The following is an 18611-nucleotide window of genomic DNA, read 5'->3' on the forward strand; positions in this document are numbered from 1 at the left end:
GGTCACCGCAGTTTGTCGACGGCCTTCTGGATCCGGCGCAGCGAGATCGGGCGGGCCGTACCCAGTCGCTGCGCGAAGAGGCTGACGCGCAGTTCCTCGATCATCCAGCGGATGTCCCTGACCTCCCGGGTTTTCTCCCGCCCGGCGGGCAGCTTGGCCAGACGCATCTGCAGGTAGGACTGAGCCTCCTCGACCTCGTCCTGCCGGTCGGCGTCCTTGTCCGGGTCCTGCGCCATCTCCTCCAGGCGGATGCGCATCGCCTGCAGGTAGCGCGGCAGGTGACGCAGCTGCGTTGCCCCGTGCAGGGTGACGGCGTTGCGGGGCAGCAGGAACTCCAGCTGCGCCTTCATGTCGTCGATGGCCTCTCCGCTCCAGGAGCTGAGTTCGTCTGCGACGGACTGGTACTCGATGAGCGCCGGGGCCAGGGACACCACGGTGCGGCGCACCGCTCCCGGCACCTCCGGCGCGACCTTCTTCCGCAGTTCCTCGAACTCCTCCGGCGACCGGACCGGTCCGCCGTGGGCGAGCATGAGGTCACGGATGGCCGCCACGCGGGCGTCCTCCACGAGCCCGGCGGCCCCGCCGTGCGGGTAGTGGTCGACGGCGACCCGCTGCTGGAGGGGCAGCCCCTTCGTCATCTGACCGGCGTTGACAGAGATCTCCCGCAGGAGCAGCGTGAGTGTGGCCGTCATCATCGAGGCATCGGCGGCGGCCTTCGTCGGGTGGACGCGGATCTCCACGCCGTCCTTCGTCGCGACGAGCGCCGGGTAGGCGGTCACCTCGTGGCCGTCGACGACGGTGCTCACCTCCTCGGCAACGGTGCCGAGGGTGTCGGCGGTCCACTTCGGCACGGCCTTCGCCTCCGAGGAGCGGGACACCTTGCTCACCGACGACTTGATCGAGCCGGCCTGGCGCTGGATGAGCGCACCGAGGTCCTTGTCGGCGTCGATGACCTTGCCGCGCTTGTCCACCGCACCGAAGGTCATCTTCAGGTGCGGGGGCAGCGCGGCGGGGCGGAAGTCCTCGACCGAGATGTGGCGACCACCGAGGGAGTGCAGGACCTGGGTGAACTGCTCGACGAGGGACCCCTGGTAGGGGACGAGCCTGTGCAGCGCGCGGGCGGCCACGTCGGGGGCGGGCACGACGGTGCGGCGCTTGTCCTTCGGCAGGGTGCGGATGAGCTCGGTGAGCAGTTCCTCGCGCAGACCCGGGACGAGCCAGTCGAAGCCCTCGCGGTCCATACCGGCCAGAAGCGGCACGGGAACGAGGATGGTGACGCCGTCCTGCGGGTGGCCGGGCTCGAAGCGGTACTCGAGGTCGTAGACGATGCTGCCCTTGCGCCAGCGGTCGGGGAAGGCCTCCTCGGTAATGGACTCGGCCTCGTCGCCGAGCAGGGACTCCGGGTCGAAGTCGAGCAGACCGGGGTTCTTCTGCCGCTCCTTCTTCCACCAGGAGTCGAAGTGACGACCGGTGGTGATGCTCTCGGGCAGGCGGGAGTCGTAGAAGTCGAACAGTGCCTCCTCGTCGATGACGAGGCCACGGCGGCGGGCCTTTTCCTCGATTTCGGCGGCGGTCTCGAGCTTCTCCACGTTGGAGTGGAAGAACGTGTGGTGCGTCGTCCAGTCACCTTCGATGAGGGCGTGCCGGATGAACATGTCACGCGCGGCCTCAGCGTCGACGCGGTGATAGGGCACGATCCGGTCGGCGACGATCGTGACACCGTAGAGGGTCGACTTCTGGTGCGCGATGCCCGAGGCCCGCTTCCGGGACCAGGACGGCGCGGAGTGCTGGTGCTTGAGCAGCGGGCCGGCGAGCTTCTCCACCCAGGCGGGCTCGATCTTGGCGACGTCGCGGGCCCACAGGCGGGACGTCTCCACCAGTTCGGCGGCCATGAGGAACTCCGGCGGCTTCTTGGCCAGGGAGGATCCGGGGAAGATCATGAAGCGGGTGCCGCGGGCACCCTTGAACTCACGGGTGTTGCCGTCGCGGGCACCGATGTGGGAGAGCAGACCGGACAGCAGCGACTGGTGGATGGCGTCGGCGGCGCGGTCCCCGGCAACCTCGGCCCGGGTGGACCAGCCGAGCTGGCGGGTGACCTCGCGGAGCTGGCGGACCAGGTCGTACCACTCGCGGATGCGCATGTAGTGGAGGTACTCGGACTTCATGCGGCGGCGGAACGCGTTGCCGGAGAGGTCGTCGCGGGACTGGTTGATGTAGTCCCACAGCTTCAGCGAACTGAGAAAGTCACTGGTGGTGTCCTTGAAGCGGGCGTGCTTCTGGTCGGCCTGGGCCTGCTGCTCGAGGGGGCGTTCGCGCACGTCCTGGATGGTCATGGAAGCGACGATGACGATGACGGCGTCGAGCTCGCCGAGGCGGTTGGCCTCGACGAGCATCCGTGCCATGCGGGGGTCGACGGGGATGCGGGCGATGTCCCGGCCGGTCTGGGTGAGGACGGGCTGGCCGTCGCGTTCCTCGTCGGTGAGGGCCCCGAGTTCGTGCAGCAGAAGCAGGCCGTCGCGGATGGCGCGGTTCTCCGGCGGCTGGACGAAGGGGAACTCGGCGATGTCACCCAGCCGCATGAGGGCCATCTGCAGGATGACGCTGGCCAGGTTGGTGCGCAGGATCTCGGGGTCGGTGAACTCGGGGCGGGAGTCGAAGTCCTCCTGCGAGTACAGGCGGATGGCGATGCCGTCGGCGACACGGCCGCAGCGACCGGAGCGCTGGTTGGCCGAGGCCTGCGAGATCGGTTCGATGGGCAGGCGCTGTACCTTGTTGCGCGTGGAGTACCGCGAGATGCGGGCGGTGCCGGTGTCCACCACGTACCGGATGCCGGGCACCGTCAGCGAGGTCTCGGCGATGTTCGTCGACAGGACGATGCGCCGGCCGGAGTGCGGCTGGAACACTCGGTGCTGCTCCTGGTTGGACAGGCGACCGAAGAGCGGGGTGACCTCCACGCCCTTCCACTTCCGTCCCTCGATCGCCTCCATGGCGTCGCGGATGTCGCGCTCACCGGGGAAGAAACAGAGGATGTCGCCGGGGCCCTCGAGCATGAGCTCCTCGCACGCCTCGCAGAGGGCGTCGAGCGGATCCTGGTCGATGACCTTGCCGTCGCGTTCGAACTCCATGGGCCGGTAGCGGATCTCCACGGGGAAGGTGCGGCCGGAGACCTCGATGATGGGGGCTGGTTTGCCGTCGGCGTCGGCGAAGTGGTGGGCGAAGGACTCCGGGTCAATCGTGGCGGAGGTGATGATCACCTTGAGGTCCGGTCGCTTCGGCAGCAGGCGGCGCAGGTAGCCGAGGATGAAGTCGATGTTGAGGGAACGCTCGTGGGCCTCGTCGATGATGAGGGTGTCGTAGGCGTTGAGGAAGCGGTCGCGTTGCATCTCCGCCAACAGGATGCCGTCGGTCATGAGCTTGACGGCGGAGGTGGGGGAGACGCGGTCGTCGAAACGGATGGCGTAGCCGACGGTCTCGCCGATGTCCTGCCCCAGCTCCTCGGCGATGCGCTCGGCGACGGTGCGGGCCGCCAGGCGGCGCGGCTGCGTGTGACCGATGAGCCCGCGGCGGCCACGCCCCAGGTCGAGGCAGATCTTCGGGATCTGGGTGGTCTTGCCGGAGCCGGTCTCACCGGCGATGATGACGACCTGGTTGTTCTCGATCGCCTCCGCGATGTCCTCGCGCCGCGCGGACACGGGCAGGGTCTCGGGGTAGGTGATCTCGGGGATGCCGGCGTCGATGAGCTGCTGCTTCTCGACGGCGCGGTCGAGGTCCGCCGCAATCGCGGCGAGCGCCTGCGGCGCGCGGGCCTTGTGGAGGCGGCGGCGGAAGGAGCGCTCGTCGGCAAGCGAGACGTCCTGGAGGCGGGCGTAAAGATCTTCACGGGTAGTCATGGCTGACGTTGAATCCTACCGTCTCCGGGGGCGTGGCCTACTGTGGTGCACATGACGACCCCGAATGACCCGCACGACGACCGGTTCGACCACCCCGAGAACCGGCCGGACAATCAGTACCCGTCCTACCCCTCGTACCCGTCGACCCCGCACCCGGAGGACGCCCCCGGCTACGGTGAGCAGCCCTACCAGCCCTACCAGGGTTACGCCGGGTACCGGGAGTCCGCGCCCCACGGCGGCGGGCAGCCGACCGGTGACGGGAAGGTCCGCCCGATGGAGGCCGTGAGCTGGGCGTTCGGCCAGACCTTCCGGAACTGGCAGGTGTGGATCCTCGGTGCGCTCGCGCTGGGTGTCGCCGTGTTCGCCCTGTCGATCGGCATGGACGTCGCCTTCGGCGGTCCCTCGGCGGATCTCGCGTACCAGGCGGGGTTCGGTTACCAGGCCGCGCAGGCGGTGATGGGGCTCATCTTCGGGGTGCTGTCGATCTTCATCTACCACGGGGCGTTGCGGCAGGTGGACAAGGAGAAGATGGGGTTCGGTGACTTCACCGGCAACGTCAACTTCTGGCCGGCGTTCGGGGTGTTCGTGGTCATCCAGGTGATCTCCGGCATCATCCTGTCGCTGGTGATCGGGCCGATCCTCATGGGCGGCAATGAGATCGCGAACATGCAGATGGCCACCCAGGACGAGGCGCTGGCGACCCTGTCGCGTCTGTTCGCCGGGCTGATGATCGTGCTGTTCCTGGCGCTGCTCGTCGCTCCGCTGACCATGTTCATGGTGTGGTTCGCGGTGGACCGTCGGGCCGGTTTCGGCGGTGCCTTCGGCGCGGGTCTCCGCGCGGGTGCCCGCAACTACCTGCCGCTGCTGCTGTTCACCTTCGTCTCCGGTGTGGCGGCGATGGTGCTGGCGATGGTGACGTTCGGCCTGGCGATGATCGTCATCGGTCCGGCGCTGCTGCTGGCGCAGGCCCACCTGTACCGGCAGGCGGCGCAGGGTCCGCTGCCGGCCCCGCGGCCGTAGGCCGGGCCGGGTCAGGCCGTCTGGAGGGAACCGCGGAAGGACTCGGTGACCATGTCGCCGAGGGCTGCGAACTCCTCCGCCCGCGAGCTGGAGTTGCGGAACACCAGGCCGATCTGGCGGGAGGCGGTGACGTCGTCCTTGAAGGTGGCGATGGCCAGGCCCGGGCGGTGGCATTCGGTCTCCACGGCGGAGACCGGGACCAGGGTGGCGCCGAGGCCGGCGGCGACGAGCTGCATGATCGTCGTCAGCGAGGAGGCGCGGGTGACGGAGTTGGTGGCATCGGTGGGGTTGAGGTCCGCCTTGCGGCACAGGTCGATGATCTGGTCGTGGAGGCAGTGGCCGTCGTCGAGAAGCAGTAGATCGAGGGAGTCGAGGTCGGCGAGGCCGAGATCGGTGCGGCCGGCGAGTTCGTGGCCCTCGGGGACGACGACGGCGAAGTCCTCCTCGTAGAGGGGGATCTCGGTGGCACCGGTGGTCTCGGAGGGCAGGGCCATGATGGCGAGGTCGATCTGCCCGTCGCGGAGCATCTGGACGAGGTGGCGGGTCTGGTCCTCGACGATGCGGGGCTCGAGTTCCGGGTACTGCTCGATCGCGGAGGTGAGTAGCGACGGCAGGATGTACGGCGCGATGGTGGGGATGATGCCGATGGTCAGCGGACCGATGAGGGTGCCGTGGGCGCCGCGGGAGTGGGTGAGGAAGGCCTCGGCGGCGTCGAGGGTGGCCTTGGCGTAGGGGAGGAGTTCCTCGCCGGCGGGGGTGACGATGACGCGGCGGGTGGAGCGCTCGATGAGCTGGATGCCCAGTCCCTGCTCGAGTGCGACCAGCGCCTGGGAGAGCGAGGGCTGGGAGATGCTGAGCTTGGCTGCGGCGGTGCCGAAGTGCTTGTTCTCGGCGATGGTGACGAAGGTGCGCAGCTGAGAGAGGGTGGGACGGTACTCCTTATTGTTCATGCCTATCACTTTACAATGCGGGTATCGGAATTGGCTATTGACGGATCGGGGAATCGGGGGCATAATGGGTACCGGCTTCGGAAAGGCGAATTAGTAAGACCTTTCCGTGACGGCCGTCACATCCCCCACTTTTTCTGAGGAGATATTCGCATGGCAATCATGACCGTTGGAGAGAAGTTCCCGGAGTTCGAGCTGCTGGCCCTCAAGGGCGGCAACCTGGCTGAGGCCAACGCCCAGCAGCCGGAGGACTACTTCGAGACCGTGTCCCTGAACACCTACCCGGGCAAGTGGAAGGTCGTCTTCTTCTACCCGAAGGACTTCACCTTCGTCTGCCCGACCGAGATCGCCGCTTTCGGCAAGCTCGACGAGGAGTTCCAGGACCGCGACACCCAGATCCTCGGCGGCTCCGTCGACAACGAGTTCTCCCACTTCAACTGGCGTGCGACCCACGAGGAGCTGAAGGACGTCCCGTTCCCGATGTTCTCCGACATCAAGCACGAGCTCATCCGTGCCCTCGGCGTCGAGAACGCTGACGGTGTCGCCGACCGCGCCACCTTCATCATCGACCCGGACGGCATCATCCAGTTCGTCTCCGTCACCCCGGACGCGGTCGGCCGCAACGTCGACGAGGTCCTGCGCGTCCTCGACGCTCTGCAGTCCGAGGAGGTCTGCGCCTGCAACTGGGAGGCCAACGACCCGACCAAGAACATCAACAAGATGGATGTCGTTCAGGAGTCCCTCAAGTAATGTCGATCGATAACCTGCGCAGCGCGCTTCCCGAGTACGCGAAGGATCAGAAGCTCAACCTGGGCTCCCTGACCCGGTCCACCGAGCTGAACGAGCAGCAGCTGTGGGGCACCCTCCTCGCCTCCGCCGCCGCCACCCGCAACGACACCGTGTTCGCCGAGGTCTCCGAGGAGGCCAAGGAGCACCTGTCCGACGAGGCTTTCGAGGCTGCTCTCGGTTCCGCCACCGTCATGGCCATGAACAACGTTGCCTACCGTGCGAAGCACTTCCTCGGTGAGGACTACACCAACGTCAAGTTCGGCCTGCGCATGAACATCATCTCCAAGCCGGGCGTCGAGAAGGCCGATTTCGAGCTGTGGTCCCTCGCCGTCTCCACCATCAACGGCTGTGAGAACTGCGTCGTCGCCCACGACAAGACCGTCCGTGAGGAGGGTCTGACCAAGGAGCAGGTCTGGGAGGCCGTCAAGGTCGCCGCTGTCATCCAGGCAGTCGCTCAGACCGTCCAGATCGAGGCCGCTCGCTAAGCTCTTTGCTTATCGACGACCCACGTCGATGCCCCGCACCGTCTGGTGCGGGGCATTCGTCGTTCCCGGGGTCAGTTGGCGGGGATGGTGATCTCGGCCAGGTCGTTGCCGTCGGCGTCGTCCAGTTCGATCTCCCACCTGAGCGCCCCGTCATCCTCGTCGAGTTCGGCCTCGTCGAGTACGCCGTCCGGGATCTGGTCGAGGGCCTGGCGGATGGCGTCGGCGGCGGTGACCGTCGCTGCGCGGGCATCGGCGACGTCGTCGTCATCGCTCTCGCGTTCGTCCTCGCGGACGTTGCCGTCGGCGTCGACCTCGAGCTCGATGACCTGGTCGCCCACCACCACGTCGATGTCGTAGACGACGCGCCCGTCCTCGCGGTCGATGTCGGTGACGATGCCGTCCGGGTGGTCGGCAAGCACCGCGTCGATGGCGGCGAAGACCGGATCCTCGCCTGTGACGGGGGTGGGATCCTGGGTGGTCTCGGTGGTCTCGGCCGCCGCTGTGGTTGCCGTGGTCGCCGTGGTCGCCGTTGTGGGGGCGGCCTCGGCGGTGGTCGTCTCGGTGACGGTGGTCTCCGTGGTGCCCGTGTCGGTGCAGGCGCCGAGGGTCAGCGCGGCGATGCCGGCGAGGGCGAGGGTCGTGCGGATCTTCATGGTTCTCTCCTTGGTTTCCGGGGGTACTGATTTCCACCCTAGGAAGCACACATGAAACGAAGATGAATCGTGAGGGAGGAAGGTTTCAGAAACAGACCCGGACAGGGGGCGACCCCGTCACCGGGAAGGCGGTGGCGGGGTCGCACGATGGGGCAGCGTGATTAGTTGGCTGCGACGTCCAGCTCGGCCAGGTCGTTGCGGTCGGCGTCGTCAAGCGAGACCTTCCACAGCAGGGCGCCGTCCTCATCCTCGAGGTCCAGCTCGTCGAGCAGGCCCTCCGGGTGCAGCTCGAGCGCCTCGTTGATGGCGTCGGTGGCGGAGACGGTGGAGGCCTGGGCGTTGGCGACATCGTCGTCGTCGCCCTCGCGGTCATCCTCACGCAGGGTGCCGTCGAAGTCGACCTGCAGGTTGACGACCTCCTCACCCTGGACGACATCCATCTCGTAGGAGTCGGCGTCGTCCTCGCGGTCGATGCTGACGATGACGCCGTCCGGGTACTCGGCCATGACTGCGTCGATCGCGCGGAACACCGGGTCCTCGCCCTCCACCTGGTCGGCGGTGTCGGCAGTGGTGACGGTGGTCTCCGTCGGGTCCTCGCCGGCCGGGGTGGTGGTGGTCACCGTGCCCGGATCCTCGGCGGCGGTGTCGTCGCCGGTGTCGGTGCAGGCGGTGACGAGCAGGCCTGCGGTGGCGGCGACGGCGATGGTCTTGATCAGTCGGTTAGTCATGGTGACTCCTCAGTTGATAATCGGATGCATAAGTATTCGGTTGTATGACCCACCGTACATGCTTAACGAAAGGTGCACGTGAGATTGCCAAAATAAACTGTCGGATTGTTATATGTTGTTCATTTTTTTGGTCTCTAGAATGGTGGACCATGGACAGCCCCGCCACACCTGGACCACCCCTCCCGCCGACGAGGAAGACCGGCGGTGAACCGGTGATCGGCGGCGACGGTCTCGGCGTCGCGACGCTGCAGGATTTCTGGAGCTGGGCCTATTCCCACACGCTCGACAACGCACTGCGGGGCATCCTGGCGGAGTACCTCGTCGGCCTCGCACTGGGAGTGGTCGGGAGAACACCCGGGTCGAATGGGATGCCTTCGACCTGGTCACCACCTCGGGGCTGAAGGTGGAGGTGAAGTCCACCGCCTACCTGCAGTCGTGGCAGCAGGTGGATTTCTCCGCCCCGACCTTCTCCATCCGGGAGGCGCGGGGATGGAATGCCGCGGAGAACACATGGGCGGTAGAGCGTACCCGCGCCGCTGACGTGTACGTGTTTTGCGTCTTCCTGGCCCGGGACCGCTGCACGGCGAACCCGCTCGACACCCGGCAGTGGGAGTTCCACGTCACCTCCTCGGCGCGACTCACCGAGATGCTGGGCGCGCAGCGGTCCATCCAGTTGTCCTCACTCATCGCGCGGGTACAGACGGAGAAGGTGGCGTTCGAGGACCTGGCTCAGGCGGTCGACCGGGCGGTCACTTCTCCATCGAGAACGTCCATGCCTGACCCACCCACCCCATGAGTTCGTCGTCGATCTCCTCTGGGCGGGAGACCACCACGTGGTGGGTCCAACGACGAGGGTACGGTTCCGTCGCCACGGCGATGCGCGGGGAGGTCAGCTGGTCCGTGACCCCGAAGGTGATCACCAGACAGTGCTCCGGCCAGCCGTTCATCCGCCGGTAGGGCAGGGAGGCCACCGCGAACAGGTAACGGTTGTAGAAGCTGACCTGCGTCCGGTGCACCGTGATGCGGGTGTCGGGCCACCGCTCGAGGACCGCAGACTCGAAAGCGTCGTAGAGAGCCAGCTCGGCGTCTCGGGCCCCGAAATACTCGAGCACGTCGTCCCTGTTGTTCATAGTCTCAGGTTAGCCGCGGTTTCCGTCGCATCTTTGTGATGATCTATAGACTCGGCGCATGGACCTCTTCGAGTACCAGGCCCGTGACATCTTCGAGGAGCACGGAGTGCCCGTCCTCCAGGGCACCGTCGCTACCTCGCCCGCGGAAGCCCGGGAGGCCGCCGAACAGATAGGCGGCCCGGTCGTCGTCAAGGCGCAGGTCAAGATCGGCGGGCGCGGCAAGGCCGGGGGCATCCGCGTCGCCGAGACCCCCGACGCCGCCCACGCCGCCGCCGACGCGATCCTCGGACTGGACATCCGCGGCCACCGCGCCGAGAAGGTCATGGTCGTCGAGTGCGTCGACATCGAGGAGGAGTACTACTTCTCCATCCTGCTCGACCGTGCGGCCCGCACCTTTCTGGCGATGTTCTCGGTGGAGGGTGGCGTCGATATCGAGAAGCTGGCCGAGGAGCGCCCCGACGCCATCACCCGCGTCGAGGTCGATCCCCTCGGGGAGCTCGATGCGGAGGCGTTGGTCGCCGCGCTGCCGGAGGACGTCCGCCCGGCGGTGATCCCCGTCCTCCACCAGCTTCTCGACGTCTACCGCGCCGAGGACGCCACCCTCGTCGAGGTGAATCCGCTGGTTCTCACCGTCGACGGGCGGGTCATCGCCCTCGACGGCAAGATCACCCTCGACGACAACGCCGCCTTCCGTCATGACAACCGCGCCGAGCTCGCCGACGCCGCGGGCCACCTCGACCCCGTCGAGAAGCGCGCCCGCGAGCACGGACTCAAGTACGTCACCCTCGACGGCTCCGTGGGCATCATCGGCAACGGTGCCGGGCTGGTCATGTCGACCCTCGACGTCGTGTCCGGCGCGGGCGAGAAGCACGGCGGGCAGAAGCCCGCGAACTTCCTCGACATCGGTGGCGGCGCGTCCCCGGAGACGATGACCGCGGCGCTGGAGATCGTGCTGTCGGACGACGATGTCCGCAGCGTGTTCGTCAACGTTTTCGGCGGCATCACCTCCTGTGATGCTGTCGCCACCGGTATCGTCGAGGCCCTCACCAGGCTCGACGACGCCTCCCGCCCGATCGTCGTGCGTCTCGACGGCAACAGCGTCGACGAGGGCCGCGCCATCCTCGAGGACTTCGACCACCCGCTGGTCACCGTCGTCGCGGACATGGAAGAGGCCGGGGACAAGGTGACCGAACTGGCCGCGATGACGCCGAGCGTCGCATAGCGAAAGGATCTGACATGGCAGTGCTTCTCGACGCCGACTCCCGCATCATTGTCCAGGGCATCACCGGACGGGAAGGTCGCCTGCACACCGAGCGCATGCTCGCGGCCGGCGCCCGCGTGGTCGGCGGCACCAACCCGAAGAAGGCGGGGGAGACGGTGGCCCTGGGTGGCGAGGACCTCCCGGTGTTCGCCACCGTCGCCGACGCCCGCGCGGCCACCGACGCGAACGTCTCCGTCGTCTTCGTCCCGGCGCCGTACGTCAAGGATGCGGTGATCGAGGCGATCGACGCGCAGATGCCGCTCATCGTCGTCATCACCGAGGGCGTGCCTGTCCAGGACACCGCCGAGATGCTGGCCCGCGCGGGGGACACCTCGCGGATCATCGGCCCGAACTGCCCCGGCCTCATCACCCCGGAGACGTCCCTGGCCGGCATCATCCCGGCGACGATCACCGGCTCCGGCCCGGTGGGGCTCATCTCCAAGTCGGGCACGCTGACGTACCAGATGATGAACGAGCTCTCCGACGTCGGCATCTCCACCGCGATCGGCATCGGCGGCGACCCGCTCATCGGCACCGACTTCATCGACGCCCTCACCCTCTTCGAGGGAGACGACGACACGCAGGCCATCGTCATGATCGGTGAGATCGGCGGTGACGCCGAGGAACGCGCCGCCGAGTTCATCGCCGAGAACGTGTCGAAACCCGTCGTCGGGTACGTCGCCGGCTTCACCGCCCCGGAGGGGAAGACCATGGGGCATGCGGGGGCGATCGTCACCGGTTCCGTCGGCACCGCGCAGGCGAAGAAAGAGGCACTCGAGGCCGTCGGCGTGCGCGTCGGCACGACCCCCACTGAGACCGCGCAGACCATGCGGGGGATCGTGGAGGGGATCCACGCCTAGGAGACGAAACCCGCCCGCACCGTGGCGGCATCATCCGTTGGTGATCGACTCGGGCGTGCCCCGCGATGAGCTGCCCGGAGTGGCCGGGGGCAGGGGGCCCGAGGCGTGCTTTAGCTGATTCGTGGGGGCCGATAAAGCTGCGACGCCCCGTCGGATCCTCCGCCTGGTTCAGCATGATCGGGGTGAGCCTGTACACCACCCTCGCTGCCACCTAACGCCGCACCATCTCCAGCGACTTCAGGCGCACCTCGCCCTCCGCGTCGGAGGCGTCGAGGTCGATGACGGCGACGAGCTGGAAGGAGTTGTCGCCCTCGGGGTCCTTGATGATCTGGCGGGCGGTCCACTCGCGGCCGTCCTGGGACAGGGTGAAGTACTCACCGGAGCGGGCGTCCTGGCCGGTGTCGAGGTCGGCGTACTCGTCGAAGTAGGCGTCGAGTTCGGCACCCCAGTCGGGCTTCTCGTCGCGCTCGAGGTAGTCGAGAAGGTCGGCGAGTTTGTCCTCCTTCTCCCAGGCGAACAGCTCCACCAGGCGCCACATGAGGTTGCGGACCATGATGGTGAAGGCACGTTTGTTGGCGGTGAGCGCCGTCGGATCCTCGAGGCCGAAGGCGAGCTCGCGCTCCAGATCCTCCTTCGAGATCGGTGTGTCCTCGTCGCCCATCTGGGCCCATTCGTCGATGAGGGAGGAGTCGACCTGGCGGATGAGCTCGCCGAGCCACTCGATGACGTCCTCGAGCTCGTCGTTGAGCGACTCCAGGGGGACTGACTGGCGGAGGGTGCGCCAGGCGTCGGTGAGATAGCGTAGGACGACGCCCTCGGAGCGGGCCAGGCCGTAGGTGGCGATGAGGTCGGAGAACGTCATCGCGTGCTCGATCATGTCGCGCACGACGGACTTCGGCGAGAGTTCGAACTCGCGGGCCCAGGGGGCACCGGCGGTGAAGGTCTCGTAGGCGTCCTCGAGTTCCTCGGCGAGGGGCTGCGGCCAGGTGATGTCCTCGACGATCGCCATGCGCTCGGTGTAGTCCACGCCCTCGGCCTTGAGGGCGGCGATCTCCTCACCGCGGGCCTGCTTCTGCTGGGCCTGGAGGAGGGGGCGGGGGTCGTCGAGAATGGCCTCGAAGGTGGAGATGACGTCGACGGTGTAGGAGTCGGATTCGCTGTCGAGCAGCGTGAGTGCCGCCAGAGCGAAGGGGGAGAGCGGCTGGTTGAGGGCGAAGTCGCGCTGCAGCTCCTGGGTGAGGTGGTAGGGGCGGCCCTCGTCGTCGGTACCGTTCTCGGCCTTGACCACGATGCCCGCGTTGATGAGGCCCTTGAACAGTTCCAGGGTGTGGAGGATGTCGCGGTTCTGCTTCGCGCGGGTGTCGTGGTTGGTGCGCAGCAGGTGCTTGAGGTGCTCGTAGCCGTTGCCGGGGCGGGCGATGACGTTGAGCAGCATCGAGTTGGTCATGCGGAACTGCGAGCTCATCGGCTCCGGCTCGGCGACGGTGAGGCGCTCGTAGGTCTTCTCCGACCAGGTGACCTCGCCGTCGCGGACGGACTTCAGGCGCAGCTTCTTCAGCTTCTTCGGGTCGGAGCCGGCGCGCTGACGCAGGCGCCAGTTCTCGATCTCGTGCTCCGGGGCCTCGACGACGACGGTGCCCTCCGTGTCGTAGCCGGCACGCCCGGCGCGGCCGGCGATCTGGTGGAACTCACGCGACTTGAGGATGCGCTGGCGGGTGCCGTCGAACTTCGCCAGCCCGGTCATGAGCACCGTGCGGATGGGCACGTTGATGCCGACGCCGAGGGTGTCGGTGCCGCAGATGACCTTGAGCAGGCCGGTCTGGGAGAGGCGCTCGACGAGGCGGCGGTACTTCGGCAGCATGCCCGCGTGGTGGACGCCGATGCCGCGACGCAGCAGCCGCGACAGGGTCTTGCCGTAGGTGGTGGTGAAGCGGAAGTTGCCGATCTCGGCGACGATCCTCTCCTTGGTCTCGTCGTCGATGATCTTCAGGCTGGTGAGCGCCTGGGCGCGTTCGGTGGCCTCCCGCTGGGAGAAGTGCACTACGTAGATCGGCGCTTTGCCGTCCTCCAGCAGGTTCTCGATCGTCTCGTGGACCGGGGTGTAGACGTACGAGAAATCCAGTGGCACCGGGCGGGTCGAGCCGGCGACCAGGGAGGTGGTGCGGCCGGTGCGGGAGGTGAGGTCCTCCTGCAGGAAGGTGGTGTCGCCGAGGGTGGCGGACATGAGGAGGAACTGCGCCTGTGGCAGTTCCAGCAGCGGCACCTGCCACGCCCAGCCGCGCTCCGGGTCGGAGTAGTAGTGGAACTCGTCCATGACGACCTGGTCGATGCGAGCGTCCGCGCCGTCGCGAAGCGCGATGTTGGCGACGATCTCCGCCGTCGCCGCGATGATGGGGGCCTTTCCGTTGACGGTGGCGTCGCCGGTCATCATGCCGACGTTCTCGGGGCCGAAGATCTCGCACAGCGCGAAGAACTTCTCGCTCACCAGCGCCTTGATGGGGGCGGTGTAGAAGGAGCGCTGCCCGCGGGCCATGGCGATGAAGTGCGCCGCGTTGGCCACCATCGACTTACCCGACCCGGTCGGTGTCGCCAGGATGACGTTGTCGCCGGCAAGGATGCCCAGTGCCGCCTCCTCCTGCGCCGGGTACAGCTCGATCCCGCGCCCGCGGACCCAACTGAGGAAACTGTCGAAGATGGACTCGTCGAGGAGGGACTCCGGGACGTCGGACAGGTCAGGCAGCATCTGGGCGAGGTTCACACCTATTCACCCTAGCCGTACGGCCCCTGGGGGCGTGGTGACAGGTACACGCACGACAACGCCCCGCCGACCCCACCAGGGGGCCGCCGGGGCGCTGCATCTGCAACCGTTTACTCGTCGTCGGGGAACTCGTCCCCGGGATCGGCCTCCGGCAGCTCCGCCGGGCCACCGACCTCCTCGGTCCGGTTGTCCTCCTCGGTGGCGTCGAGGGCGGCGAGGAAACGCTCGAACTCCTCACCGATCTCATCGCCGGAGGGCATCTCGTGCTCCCCGGGCAGCATCGCCTTCGGGTTGGAGGCGCGGTAGCGCTCCAGCTCCTCGTCGTACTGGCGCTCGAGGTGGGCGACGACCTGCTGGATCTCGTGGCTGTCGTCGACCTGCTCGGACAGCTGCTGGGTCACGCGCGTCATGTCATGCTCGAGGGCGCGCAGCGGGAGGGAGAGCTCGGCGGCGCGTGCCACGGCGTCGAGAAGCTCGTGGGTGGCGGCCGGGTACGGTGACGCCGCCAGGTAGTGCGGCACGTGCGCGGTGAAACCCGCGACGTGGAGGTCGCGCTTGTGCAGCGCGCGTTCGATCATCATCGACGCCGACCCCGGCAGGATCACCTTCGAGTCATAGGTGAACATGGAGTTGACCAGCTGCGGGGTGTTGCTGTGCGCGGACACCACCAGCGGGCGGGTGTGCGGCACGGCCATGGGGGCGGCGTAGAGGCAGATGGTCTTCTGCACGCCGAACTTCTCCACCAGGTCCGCGACGGCCTCCGTGAACGCCTCCCAGCGCAGATCCGGTTCAGGTCCGGACAGCAGCAGGAAGGAACGGCCCTCGGTGTCGCGCAGCACACGAATCCCGAGGTCGAGGTTCTCCATGCCGGTGATCTGGTGGTTGTCCATGGTCACGGCGGGGCGGCGCGAGCGGTAGTCGATCAGCTCGTCATTGTTGAACGACGCCACCGGACGGGAGTCCAGCGCGGCGAGCAGATGGTCGGCGCTCGACTCGACGGCGTGGCCGGCATCGGCGTAGCCCTGGAGGGCGACGATCAGGGTCGGACCCTCCGGCGTCCCGGCTCCCACCTCCGGGGCCGGGTACTCGAGCTCGTACATCCGGCGCTCGTTGTCCTGCATACCCATTATCCTCCTTCGGCTTCATGCGGCATACATCCGCTTTCAACGCACCTCACGCGGGTGTTATTCCAATGAGGGTCCAGTGTAGCCGCACCATCTTGCCCTGTCGGTCAATGAACCGCCACCCGGGGCCCGGCGCGCCTGTGGACAACGTCCGGTTATCCACAGATCCGGGCCCGATGCTTATCGACGCCCCTCCCTCCCGCCCCGATCCGGGGCAGGGTGAGAGGCATGACGACAGCCACCTCCGCGTTGACCACTCCAGGACAGATCGCCGCCAACCTGCCGGGCATCCTCGGCTTCTACCCGCACGACTCCCTCGTCCTCGTCACCTTCACATCCACCTCGCCCACCGACTGCTACTCCCTCGGCCCCGTCCTGCGCATCGACCTCGACGACCTGCGGATGCTCCCCGAGCTGGCGCAGGTGGTGGAGGACATCGACCCGGACATGGTGTTCGGGTTCCTCGTCACCACCCGCCCGGAGGAGGAGATCAACGAGATCATCGACGCCCTCGTGCACATGTCCCACATCGGCATGCTCGACCTGGACCTCGCGTGGGTGGTGGGGGAGATCCTCACCGGTGAACCCGTCACCATCGGCTACGGCTCACCCCGGCTGCTAGCGGACCTCGACCCGGCGTGGTCGCGCGACGTCGTCGCCCCGGTGTCCGGCGCCCGCGCGATGGAGCCGCTGCTGGCGCAGGGGACACTGCCGGACCTCACCCGGGAGGAGGCGCAGGAGCACTTCCGGCACGGCACCCCGCACCACGACGCGGACGGGTGTGAGCAGCTCACGTCCTTCGCCCTCGGGCGGGCGCGCGACCTGTCCCCGATGGACTACCCGGCGCTGGCCGCCGACCTGCGGCTGCTCATCGACGAAGCGCGGGACGTCCCCCTCGACGACCTCCTCGCCGAGGAGGATGTGCTGCTCACCACCGCAACCCTGCTGGGCACGCTGGAACTGCGCGACCTCATCATCGAGGACGTGCTCCGCGCGCCGGAGACGGGCGGGCAGCTCATGCTGGCCGTGGCCCGCACGTTCACCGGCGTCATCCGGCACAACGCGCTGTGCATCCACGCCCTGTGCATGGTGCGGCTGCAGCTGACGATGCGCACCACCCACGCACTCCTGGCCGCCCTCGAGGAGGACCCCACCCACATGCTCTCGCGGCTGCTCATCGCCCCGGCGCAGTGCGGGAAGTTCGAGTTTATGCTCGCCTCGGTGCGCGAGGGATCACGGATCGTCCGCGCCCAGCACGGGGTGGAGGATCCCCCACGAAAGTGGGGGTGGGCCGGCTAGCGCTTCTTCGCGGACCAGGACGCGTCGCCGAGCCGGCTGGTGAAGGCCCAGGCGTCGGTGACGATGGTCTCCAGGTCCGTGCGCGTCGGGTTCCAGCCCAGCTCCTCCTGGATCTTCGCCGAGGACGCGATGAGCGTGGCCGGGTCGCCGGCGCGCCGGGGTGCGACCTCGGCGGGGATGGGATGGCCGGTGACCTGTCGGCACATCTCGATGACCTGCCGGACGGAGTAGCCGTCGCCGGAGCCGAGGTTGTAGATCCGGTGGGTGCCCGGCTCATTCGTCTCCAGGGCGAGGACGTGCGCGTCGGCGAGGTCCCGGATGTGGATGTAGTCGCGCACCGGGGTGCCGTCCGGCGTGGGCCAGTCGTCGCCGAACATGAAGATCCTGTCCCGGTGGCCGAGGGCCACCTGCAGCACGAGGGGGATGAGATGGGTCTCAATCTCGCGGTTCTCACCGATCTGCCCGTAGGCACCCGCCACGTTGAAGTAGCGCAGGCTCGTCGCACCGAGGCCGTGGGCCTGCGCGTAGGAGGTGATGATGTAGTCGATCGCCAGCTTCGACGCCCCGTAGGGGTTGGTCGGGGAGGTCGGCATGTCCTCGGTGATGGGCACCACCTCGGGCTCGCCGTAGGTGGCGGCCGTGGACGAGAACACCAGGTTGGTCACGCCGTTCGCGCGCATGGCGTCGAGCAGCGCCAGCGAGGTGACCACGTTGTGCTGCCAGTACTCCTCGGGCTTCTCCATCGACTCACCCACCAGGGAGCGGGCGGCGAAGTGGATGACCCCGTCGAAACCGCCCTCGGCGAGCACCTCGGCGGCGACGTCGCGGACGTCACCCTCGACGAGGCGGGCGTCGGCAGGGACGGCGGCCCGGTTGCCCGTGGTGAAGTTGTCGACGACGACCACCTCGTGGCCGGCCTCGAGCAGGACCTGCGCGCAGACGGAACCGACGTAACCGGCACCGCCGGTGACCAACAGCTTCATCAGACGATCTCCACCCGGACGGCGTGGGCCAGGTCAGGGTGGATCGTCACCTCGGCGGCACCGCAGGACAGTCGGACCGTGCCGCCCTCGTGGGTGACGGTGACGGTGGAGCCGACGGTGATCCCGGCGTCGACCAGCAGGGCGAACTGCTCCGGATCGACCTGGAGGATCTCGTTGATCTGCACGATGCGGGCCTCGGTGGGCGTGCCCTCCGGCAGGTCGACGGCGCGGATGCCGTGGTCGACGGTGACCGGGGCGACGACCCCGAGGTCGGCGAGGCCCGGGATCGGGTTGCCGAAGGGGGAGCGGGAGGCGTCCTCGAGGACGGCGACAACCCGCTCCTCGACGGCCTCACTCATGACGTGTTCCCAACGGCAGGCCTCATCGTGGACCTGGTGGATGTCGAGGCCCAGGATGTCGGTGAGCAGCCGCTCGGCGAGGCGGTGCTTGCGCATGACGGCGGTGGCCAGCTCGCGGCCCTCGGGGGTCATCTCCAGGGAACGGTCGGGGCGGACGACGACGAGGTTGTCGCGCTCCATGCGGGCGACCGTCTGGCTGACGGTCGGGCCGGACTGCTCGAGGCGTTCGGCGATGCGGGCACGCAGGGGGGTGATGCCCTCTTCCTCGAGCTCATAGATGGTCCGCAGATACATCTCAGTGGTATCGACCAGGTCTTTCACGGCC

The 18611-nt window shown here is 67.7% G+C and carries 17 protein-coding genes; 8 read left to right on the top strand and 9 right to left on the bottom strand.

From position 1 onward, the window contains the following. Positions 1–2: 2 nt before the first annotated feature. Positions 3–3890, bottom strand: a complete 3888-nt coding sequence (gene hrpA / locus B9Y70_RS03085) for an ATP-dependent RNA helicase HrpA (RefSeq protein ID WP_085548756.1) — start codon at positions 3888–3890, stop codon at positions 3–5. Between the two features lie 51 nt (positions 3891–3941). Between hrpA and B9Y70_RS03090 the strand changes: the two genes are divergently transcribed. Continuing rightward, the gene (locus tag B9Y70_RS03090; RefSeq protein WP_085548757.1) at positions 3942–4910 is read left to right on the top strand and encodes a DUF2189 domain-containing protein; all 969 of its coding nucleotides are present in this window, start codon (positions 3942–3944) and stop codon (positions 4908–4910) included. Positions 4911–4921: 11 nt separating this feature from the next. On the opposite strand, the gene B9Y70_RS03095 is transcribed toward B9Y70_RS03090, so the two are convergent. Continuing rightward, the gene (locus tag B9Y70_RS03095) at positions 4922–5860 is read right to left on the bottom strand and encodes a hydrogen peroxide-inducible genes activator (RefSeq protein ID WP_085548758.1); all 939 of its coding nucleotides are present in this window, start codon (positions 5858–5860) and stop codon (positions 4922–4924) included. A gap of 150 nt (positions 5861–6010) precedes the next feature. Between B9Y70_RS03095 and B9Y70_RS03100 the strand changes: the two genes are divergently transcribed. Further along, positions 6011–6607: a peroxiredoxin gene (locus B9Y70_RS03100; protein WP_085548759.1), complete on the top strand. Its 597-nt coding sequence runs from the start codon at positions 6011–6013 to the stop codon at positions 6605–6607. Then, on the top strand, positions 6607–7131 hold the full coding sequence (gene ahpD / locus B9Y70_RS03105) for an alkylhydroperoxidase, AhpD family (protein ID WP_085548760.1): 525 nt from the start codon (positions 6607–6609) through the stop codon (positions 7129–7131). The genes B9Y70_RS03100 and ahpD overlap by 1 nt, the downstream gene beginning before the upstream one ends. Before the next feature lie 71 nt (positions 7132–7202). Here the strand turns inward: ahpD and B9Y70_RS03110 are convergent, their stop codons facing one another. After that, positions 7203–7784, bottom strand: coding sequence for a PepSY domain-containing protein (locus B9Y70_RS03110; protein ID WP_085548761.1), 582 nt, complete (start codon positions 7782–7784; stop codon positions 7203–7205). A gap of 161 nt (positions 7785–7945) precedes the next feature. Continuing rightward, positions 7946–8512, bottom strand: a complete 567-nt coding sequence (locus B9Y70_RS03115; RefSeq protein ID WP_085548762.1) for a PepSY domain-containing protein — start codon at positions 8510–8512, stop codon at positions 7946–7948. A gap of 149 nt (positions 8513–8661) precedes the next feature. Here B9Y70_RS03115 and B9Y70_RS13000 point away from each other — a divergent pair, with 149 nt between their 5' ends. Further along, a complete protein-coding gene (locus B9Y70_RS13000; RefSeq protein ID WP_240309105.1) occupies positions 8662–8913 on the top strand; it encodes a hypothetical protein in 252 nt (83 codons plus the stop codon). 8 nt (positions 8914–8921) lie between these two features. Then, the gene (locus B9Y70_RS13005; protein ID WP_240309106.1) at positions 8922–9308 is read left to right on the top strand and encodes a hypothetical protein; all 387 of its coding nucleotides are present in this window, start codon (positions 8922–8924) and stop codon (positions 9306–9308) included. Here B9Y70_RS13005 and B9Y70_RS03125 read toward each other — a convergent pair. Beyond that, positions 9262–9642, bottom strand: a complete 381-nt coding sequence (locus B9Y70_RS03125) for a DUF5655 domain-containing protein (RefSeq protein WP_085548763.1) — start codon at positions 9640–9642, stop codon at positions 9262–9264. The genes B9Y70_RS13005 and B9Y70_RS03125 overlap by 47 nt on opposite strands. Positions 9643–9700: 58 nt before the next feature. On the opposite strand from B9Y70_RS03125, the gene sucC reads away from it, so the two are divergent. Together sucC and sucD are read left to right on the top strand one after the other, a co-directional pair. Then, the gene (gene sucC, locus B9Y70_RS03130) at positions 9701–10864 is read left to right on the top strand and encodes an ADP-forming succinate--CoA ligase subunit beta (RefSeq protein ID WP_085548764.1); all 1164 of its coding nucleotides are present in this window, start codon (positions 9701–9703) and stop codon (positions 10862–10864) included. A 14-nt stretch (positions 10865–10878) separates the two neighbouring features. After that, complete coding sequence (gene sucD, locus B9Y70_RS03135) at positions 10879–11763, top strand: succinate--CoA ligase subunit alpha (RefSeq protein WP_085548765.1); 885 nt, start codon at positions 10879–10881, stop codon at positions 11761–11763. 211 nt (positions 11764–11974) lie between these two features. Here the strand turns inward: sucD and B9Y70_RS03140 are convergent, their stop codons facing one another. Together B9Y70_RS03140 and B9Y70_RS03145 are read right to left on the bottom strand one after the other, a co-directional pair. Next, positions 11975–14506, bottom strand: coding sequence for a DEAD/DEAH box helicase (locus B9Y70_RS03140; protein ID WP_085548836.1), 2532 nt, complete (start codon positions 14504–14506; stop codon positions 11975–11977). Positions 14507–14631: 125 nt separating this feature from the next. Further along, positions 14632–15642, bottom strand: a complete 1011-nt coding sequence (locus B9Y70_RS03145) for a PAC2 family protein (protein WP_085548837.1) — start codon at positions 15640–15642, stop codon at positions 14632–14634. Between the two features lie 231 nt (positions 15643–15873). Between B9Y70_RS03145 and B9Y70_RS03150 the strand changes: the two genes are divergently transcribed. Next, positions 15874–16944, top strand: coding sequence for a DUF4192 domain-containing protein (locus B9Y70_RS03150; protein ID WP_085548766.1), 1071 nt, complete (start codon positions 15874–15876; stop codon positions 16942–16944). Here the strand turns inward: B9Y70_RS03150 and galE are convergent. Together galE and B9Y70_RS03160 are read right to left on the bottom strand one after the other, a co-directional pair. Then, positions 16941–17927 carry a UDP-glucose 4-epimerase GalE gene (gene galE / locus B9Y70_RS03155; protein WP_085548767.1) on the bottom strand — a complete coding sequence of 329 codons (987 nt, stop codon included), beginning with the start codon at positions 17925–17927 and terminating at the stop codon, positions 16941–16943. The genes B9Y70_RS03150 and galE overlap by 4 nt on opposite strands. Beyond that, a complete protein-coding gene (locus B9Y70_RS03160; protein ID WP_085548838.1) occupies positions 17927–18607 on the bottom strand; it encodes a metal-dependent transcriptional regulator in 681 nt (226 codons plus the stop codon). Before B9Y70_RS03160 ends, galE begins: the two co-directional genes overlap by 1 nt. Positions 18608–18611: the final 4 nt, after the last annotated feature.

Origin of the sequence: Corynebacterium pollutisoli (genome assembly GCF_900177745.1) — a bacterium.
GTDB classification, from domain to species: Bacteria; Actinomycetota; Actinomycetes; order Mycobacteriales; family Mycobacteriaceae; genus Corynebacterium; species Corynebacterium pollutisoli.